This is a genomic window from Micromonospora sp. NPDC048907 (assembly GCF_055586885.1).
Genome location: NZ_JBVJHI010000003.1, coordinates 145,233 through 151,972 on the forward strand (window position 1 = coordinate 145,233; position 6,740 = coordinate 151,972).

Below are 6,740 nucleotides of genomic sequence, written 5' to 3' on the forward strand. Positions count from 1 at the left end.
CCCGCCGGTGGCGGTTAATGCGGCGAGCCCAGTGGGTAGTTCCCCGTCATGCGCGACAACGAGTTCCCCACCCCCGTGTCCGACACCGAGGCGAACGGCCTGCCCGACACCGCCGACGACGACTCGACCGCCAACGACGACGTCCTGACCGGGCGCGAGGCCGACGGACCGGATCCCGCCCAGCTGCCCGCCGACCGCACCCCCGTCGCCGTGGACCGCTTCGGCACCACCGCCGAGGAGCAGCTCGACGGCGAGTCGCTGGACTACAAGCTCCAGCGCGAGCAGTACGAGCGGCCCGCCGACGACCCGCTGGCCGGCACGGTCGACCCGGACATCGCCGCCGAGGCGGACAGCGAGGAGGCCGCCGCGCAGGCCCAGCTCGACGCCGACGTGATCGACCCGGGCCCGACCTCCGACCCGCACTCCCCGGTCTCCATCTACGACCACGGCCAGCTCGGCACCGTCGCCGACCACGAGGTGGGGCGGCTGGTCGAGCCGGACGAGGGCGCACACACCGACCAGGAGACCGACAACGTCGCGTACGACGCCGGCGCGGCCGGTGGCGGGGCGACCGCGGAGGAGCTGGCCATCCACGAGACCCGGCCGCCCGAGGCGACCTGAGCCTCAGCCGTCCAGGCCCCGCTCGATCGCGTACCGGGTCAGCTCGACCCGGTTGTGCAGCTGGAGCTTGCCGAGCGTGTTCTGCACGTGGTTCTGCACCGTGCGGTGGGACAGCCCGAGCCGCTCGGCGATCTGCTTGTACGACAGGCCCTTCGCCACCAGACGCAGCACCTCGGTCTCCCGCTCGGTGAGCCGGGGTGCCTCGTCGTGCGGTGCGGCCGGCGTCGCGGCCAGCCGCCGGTACTCCCCCAGTACCAGCCCGGCCAGGCCCGGGGTGAAGACCGGCTCGCCGGCCGCCGTGCGGCGCACCGCGTCCAGGAACTCGGCCGGCGCGGCCGACTTCAGCAGGTAGCCGGTGGCGCCGGCCTTGACCGCGTCCAGCACGCTCTGCGGCTCGCCGCTGGCCGACAGCATGAGCACCCGCACCTCGGGCAGCGCGGCGCGCAGCCCCTGGATCACCTCGACGCCGGAGACGTCCGGCAGTTGCAGGTCGAGCACGACCACGTCGGGGCGGGCCGCCGCGGCCACCCGCACCGCCTGCCGCCCCTCCCCGCTGGTCGCCACCACCAGGTGGCCGGCCTCGGTCAGGTCGCGGGCCACGCCCTCGCGCCACATCGGGTGGTCGTCGACCACCATCACCCGGATGCTCACCGGCCGTCCCGCGGGACGGTCAGCTCGATCTCCGTGCCGGCGCCCGGGGCGGAGACGATCCGCACCTCGCCGCCGAGGTCGGCGACCCGGCCCCGGATCGACTGCGCCACCCCGAGCCGGCCCTGCGCGGCGGCCTGGGCCAGCCGCCCCTCCGGGATGCCCGGCCCCTCGTCGCGTACCGAGACGGTCACCGTCTCCCCCTCGTCCTCGATCAGCACCCAGGCCCGCCCGCCGGCGTGCCGGGCCACGTTGTCCAGCGTCGCACCGACGGCGGCGGCCAGTTCGCCGGCCACCCGTGCGGGCAGCGGCACGGGGGTGGCCGGCGCGGCCACCTGGACCGTCGCCGAGGCGTACCGGTCGAGCAGGTCACGCAGGTCCCGGGCGTCACCCGCGCCGTCCGGCGCGGCGCCCGCCCGGCCGATGAGCGCGCGCAGCGCGGCCTCCTGCTCGCCGGCCAGCCGGGCCAGCTCGGCGGCCTCACCGTCCAGGTCCGCCCCCCGCCGCCGGACCAGGGCCAGCACCTGGAGCACCGAGTCGTGGATGTCCCGGGCCAGCCGCTCCCGCTCCCGGGTGGCCGCCTCCAGCTCCACCGCCCGCTGCAGCCGCGCCTCGGCCTCCACGGCGAGCCGGGCCACGTGCCCCACCACCACGCCGGCCAACAGCATGAGGATCACCCCGGTGAGCGAGGACTGGCTGATCCGCTCCCGGGTGGCCAGGTCGGCCCCGCCGAGCACCAGCGCGGCCACCGCGCCGCGCCGCCGGCCGCCGGACACCGCCCAGGCCAGCACCGGTCCGGCCAGCCAGGCGACGGTCAGGGTGGGCACGCCGGCGGCGAGCGCCGCGCGGCCGACCACCCACGGCGTGGCCAGCATGATCGCCAGCACCACGCCGAGGTCGGCCAGGAGCAGCGGCCACCGCCGCCCGGCCGGGCGCGCGTAGCCGGCCGTGGCCGCCCCGGACCAGGCCAGCATCCCCAGGAGTACGCCGCCGGCGGCGACCGGATGCGCGTAGCGGTCGGCGTCGCGGAGCACCAGCACACCCACGTACGCCAGCGACGCGAAGCGGAACACCGCGATGGACCGCCAGAGCGGGACCTCCAGGCCACCCGGGGACGACGGCATGCCGGACACCCTGCCACAGCCGCGCACGGGCGGGCCGTGAGGTGCGGTGCGAGAAACCCTGACGTACGGTGGAAATGCCGCGAAAATCACCGCACGCCATCGCCGGGACGGGGCCATGACAAACGCAGAACCCCCCGCACCGCGTACGGTTGTGCCCATCGAACCTTCCCTCCTCATCGCCGAGGCCTTCGACCAGGCCCAGGTGACCGCCCTACGCCACTCGGTCACCTCGTGCTCGCACGCGGCGGGGTTGACCGGGCAACGGCTGGACGACTTCGTGCTGGCGGTCAACGAGCTGATCACCAACGCGGTCCGGCACGGCGGCGGCCAGGGCCGGCTGCGGCTGTGGCGCCGGCCCGGCGAGCTGCTCTGCGAGGTCGCCGACCACGGCCAGGGCATCAGCGTGCGGCGGCTCAGCGAGCGCGCCCGGCCGGCCCCGGACACGGCCGGCGGCTGGGGGCTGTGGCTGGCCCGGGAGCTGAGCGACACCATGGCGGTGGAGACCGGCGAGGCCGGCACGATCGTGCGGATCACCGCGGCGCTGGCCGCCCGGCCCGTCACCCGCCCGGCCGACGACTGACCGGGCGGGGCGCGCCCGGCCTCAGCCGAAGAGGGCGCTCACCGACTCGCCGTTGTGGATCCGCCGCATCGCCTCGGCCAGGGCCGGCGCCACCGACAGCACCTCCAGCTTCGGCACCCGCTTCTCCTCCGGGATCGGCACCGTGTTGGTGCAGACGACCTCCAGCACCCCGTCCTGCTCGCTCAGCCGCTTCAGCGCACCGCTGGAGAAGAGGCCGTGGGTGCAGGCCAGCCGGATCGACCGGACCTTCCGCTCGCGGAGGTGGCTCATCAGCTCGATGACCGTGCTGCCCTTGGCGATCTCGTCGTCCAGCACGATCACGTCCCGGTCCGCCACGTCACCGATGACCGTGCTGATCTGCACCCGGTCGTCGCTGTACCGCTGCTTCGCGCCGGCCGCCACCGGGGTGCCGAGCATCCGCGCGAACGCCGCCGCCTCCTTGGCGTTGCCCAGGTCCGGCGAGACCACGACGGTGTTGCTCAGGTCCCGCCCCTGGAAGTGGGCGGCCAGCTCGCGCAGCGCGTGCAGGTGGTCCACCGGCACGCTGAAGAAGCCGTGCACCTGCGGCGAGTGCAGGGTCATGGCGAGCACCCGGTGCGCGCCGGCCGAGGTGAGCAGGTCGGCGACCAGCCGGCCGCCGATGGAGATGCGCGGGGCGTCCTTCTTGTCCGACCGCGCGTACGCGTAGTGCGGCAGCACCACGGTGATCCGGCCGGCGGAGGCGCCGCGGGCCGCGTCGATCATGAGCAGCAGCTCGACCAGGTGCTCCTGCACCGGCGGCACCAGCGGCTGGATGAGGAAGACGTCGCGTTCCCGGCAGTTCGCCTGCAACTGCACCTCGAGGCAGTCGTTAGCGAACCGGGACACCCGCACCGGGTGCAGGGGGACGTCGAGGTGGGCGCAGATCTCGGCGGCGAGGTCCGGGTGGGCGGTCCCGCTGAACACGGCAATGTCACGCACGTCTGTTGATCGTACGGGTGGGTCGTGCCGCGGCGGTGGACCCTCGGCGTGGCTCAGGCCCAGCGGTTGCCGGTGAGCTTCTCGTAGACCTCGACGTAGCGGGCCCGGGTCGCCTCGACCACCTCGGCGGGCACCTCGGGGGCGGGCGGCTGCCGGTTCCAGCCGCCGCCGGTGGCCCAGTCGCGCACGTACTGCTTGTCGAACGAGAACTGGGCGCGACCCGGCTGGTAGGACTCGGCCGGCCAGAACCGGGACGAGTCGGAGGTGAGCAGCTCGTCGGCGAGGACCAGGGTGCCGTCCGGCGCCCAACCCAGCTCGATCTTGGTGTCGGCGATCAGGATGCCCCGGTCGGCGGCGATCTCCGCGCCCCGCCGGTAGACGTCGATGGTGATCTGCCGCAGCCGCTCGGCCGTCTCGGCACCCACCTTGTCGACCACCTCGGCGTAGGTGATCGGCTCGTCGTGCTCGCCCTTGGGCGCCTTGGTCGACGGGGTGAAGATCGGCTCGGGCAGGATCGACGCCTCCACCAGGCCACGCGGCAACTCGACGCCGGAGACCGCCCCGGTGCGCTGGTACTCGGCGAAGCCGCCCCCGGTGAGGTAGCCCCGGGCGACGCACTCGACCGGGACCATGTCCAGCCGCCGGCAGCGGATCGCCCGGCCGGCGAACTCCGCGGGCACGTCGGTGGCCGAGATGACGTGGTTCGGCGCCAGATCGGACAGCTGCTCGAACCACCACAGCGACAGCGCGGTGAGCAGGCGGCCCTTGTCCGGGATCGGGGTCGGCAGCGCCACGTCGTAGATCGAGACGCGGTCGGAGGCGACCAGGATGAGATCCTCGCCGTCGGCGTAGACGTCCCGAACCTTGCCGGAGTGCAGAAGTTCCACGGCGCTAGTACACCATGCGGGCACGGGACGCCCGGCCCGGCCACCGGCCGTCCCGACGGACGGGGATTCTGGCCTGCCGAGAGGCGAGCAGGCGCGGGACGTGGTGCGGCGCGGGCGGTGCGGGACGGCCGGCGTTGACACCCGAGCCCGGGGCCTGTGTAAATGATCCGTCCGCAGCAGCCGCCCGCACCCCCGGAGAGACCCGTGCGCGCACCGCAGTCCGTACCCCGCCCCGGCATCGGCCGGCGGCGGCTGCTCGGCGCGCTGACCGGGCTGCCGCTGCTCGCCGGCGGGCTGGCCGGCTGCGGCCCGGAGGAGGAGGACGCTCCGGTCGAGGACGGCCCGATCGAGCTGTCGGTGTTCTGGTGGGGCGGGACCCGCCGGGCCGAGGCCACCGAGAAGGCGCTACGCCTCTACTCGCAGCAGAACCCCCGGGTGAGCTTCCGCGTGACCTGGCAGGGGTTGGCCGGCTACTACGACCGGCTGGCGACCCAGGCCACCGGGGGCAACGTGCCCGACCTGTTCCAGATCGACGACACCCTGCTCACCGAGTACGCCCGCCGCCAGATCGTCCTCGACCTCAGCCCCTGGGTCGCCGACAACCGGCTCGACCTGCGCGGCCTGCCCGAGCACCTGGCCCGGTACAGCCGGGTGGACGAGCGGACCGTGGCGGTGCCCGCCGCGCAGACCAGCGCGGCGCTGGTCTACAACCGCGACCTGCTGCGCCGACTGCGGCTGCCCGCACCGCACACCGGCATGTCCTGGCGGGAGTACGCGCGCTGGGCCGCCCGGGTCACCCGCACCTCCGGCAACCGGGTGGCCGGGACCATGGACCCGTCCGGCGACTACCGGGCGCTGTGGCTCTGGCTTCGCGGCCAGGGCAGCGAGCTGTACCAGGGGCGGCAGCTCGGCTTCAGCTCCGGGGAGCTGCTCGACTGGTTCGAGTTCTGGGAGGTCGCCCGGTACGACCGGGCCACCCCCAGCGCCGCCCTGGTCGAGCAGGCGGACAGCGGCGAGCTGGCCCGCCAGCTCGTGGTCACCGGGCACGCGGCCGCGTCGTTCGCCTGGTCCCACCAGTTGCCGGAGCTGCAACGGCTCACCGACGACGAGCTGGGCCTGGCCGCCTTCCCGGGCACGCCTGCGGCGCAGTGGCCCCGGGCGTCGATGTACTGGGCCGCCTACCGCGGCAGCCGCCACCCCGAGGTGGTGGTCGACGTGATCAACTTCCTGACCACCAACGTGGCCGCCGGCCGGATCCTCGGCATCGAGCGCGGCCTGAACGCCGCCGTGCCGGTCCGCACGTTCGTCGTCGACGGCGTCACCGACCGCACCGAGAAGCGGGTGGTGGCGCTCGGTGCCGACCTGGACGAGCTGTCCGGGCCCGCGCCCACGCCACCGCCGAAGGGGCACGCCAAGGTGCGAACCCTGCTCATCGACGCGGCCGAGAGCATCCGCGCCAAGCGCTCCGGCGCCCGGACCGCGACCTCGCGGTTCATCGCGCAGGCGACCGCCGCCCTGGCCGAATGAGGGCCGCCCGCCGCGCCCCGGGCGCGGCGGGCGGACCGGTTCCCGTCAGCGCGGCGGTCCGCCGCGCCGGCCCCGCATGAGGCGCAGCACCAGCAGCACGATCACCACGACCACCACCAGGCAGCAGAGCAGCCCGAGGAAGCCGAAACCGCCCCGGGACCGCCGCCGGGCGGCCTCCACCACCAACTCGCCCGTGCCCGTGGAGGCCCAGGCCGCGACCGGCACGAACACCGAGAGCACGACCGCACCGAGGACCGCGCTGAGGCGGCCCCACCACTTGTTCCAACCAGACATGCACCCATCCTTGCCGAGAGACGCAACAGCGGCAGGACGGACGGGCCGGATCACGTCGCCCGGAGAAAGCGAAAGGCCCCGGAGTTCCCTCCGGGGCCT

8 protein-coding genes are annotated in these 6,740 nt (G+C 74.6%); 3 read left to right on the forward strand and 5 right to left on the reverse strand.

Features of this window, described 5'->3' with window-relative positions:
- Positions 1–48: 48 nt before the first annotated feature.
- A complete protein-coding gene (locus tag ACZ6PY_RS10175; RefSeq protein ID WP_313724605.1) occupies positions 49–621 on the forward strand; it encodes a DUF5709 domain-containing protein in 573 nt (190 codons plus the stop codon).
- 3 nt (positions 622–624) lie between these two features.
- Here the strand turns inward: ACZ6PY_RS10175 and ACZ6PY_RS10180 are convergent, their stop codons facing one another.
- Positions 625–1,257, reverse strand: coding sequence for a response regulator (locus tag ACZ6PY_RS10180; RefSeq protein ID WP_466072042.1), 633 nt, complete (start codon positions 1,255–1,257; stop codon positions 625–627).
- 11 nt (positions 1,258–1,268) lie between these two features.
- The gene (macS, locus tag ACZ6PY_RS10185; protein ID WP_466070994.1) at positions 1,269–2,393 is read right to left on the reverse strand and encodes a MacS family sensor histidine kinase; all 1,125 of its coding nucleotides are present in this window, start codon (positions 2,391–2,393) and stop codon (positions 1,269–1,271) included.
- A 115-nt stretch (positions 2,394–2,508) separates the two neighbouring features.
- Between macS and ACZ6PY_RS10190 the strand changes: the two genes are divergently transcribed.
- Positions 2,509–2,973, forward strand: a complete 465-nt coding sequence (locus ACZ6PY_RS10190) for an ATP-binding protein (protein ID WP_466070996.1) — start codon at positions 2,509–2,511, stop codon at positions 2,971–2,973.
- Positions 2,974–2,994: 21 nt separating this feature from the next.
- Here the strand turns inward: ACZ6PY_RS10190 and ACZ6PY_RS10195 are convergent, their stop codons facing one another.
- Together ACZ6PY_RS10195 and ACZ6PY_RS10200 are read right to left on the reverse strand one after the other, a co-directional pair.
- A complete protein-coding gene (locus ACZ6PY_RS10195) occupies positions 2,995–3,933 on the reverse strand; it encodes a ribose-phosphate diphosphokinase (RefSeq protein WP_466070997.1) in 939 nt (312 codons plus the stop codon).
- 53 nt (positions 3,934–3,986) lie between these two features.
- Positions 3,987–4,820, reverse strand: a complete 834-nt coding sequence (locus ACZ6PY_RS10200) for a phosphoribosylaminoimidazolesuccinocarboxamide synthase (protein ID WP_466070999.1) — start codon at positions 4,818–4,820, stop codon at positions 3,987–3,989.
- Positions 4,821–5,024: 204 nt separating this feature from the next.
- On the opposite strand from ACZ6PY_RS10200, the gene ACZ6PY_RS10205 reads away from it, so the two are divergent.
- Positions 5,025–6,347 (forward strand): ABC transporter substrate-binding protein, encoded by a 1,323-nt coding sequence (locus ACZ6PY_RS10205; protein WP_466071001.1) that lies wholly within the window; start codon positions 5,025–5,027, stop codon positions 6,345–6,347.
- Between the two features lie 45 nt (positions 6,348–6,392).
- On the opposite strand, the gene ACZ6PY_RS10210 is transcribed toward ACZ6PY_RS10205, so the two are convergent.
- Entirely contained in the window at positions 6,393–6,641 is a 249-nt protein-coding gene (locus ACZ6PY_RS10210) for a hypothetical protein (protein ID WP_262284856.1), read from the reverse strand.
- Positions 6,642–6,740: the final 99 nt, after the last annotated feature.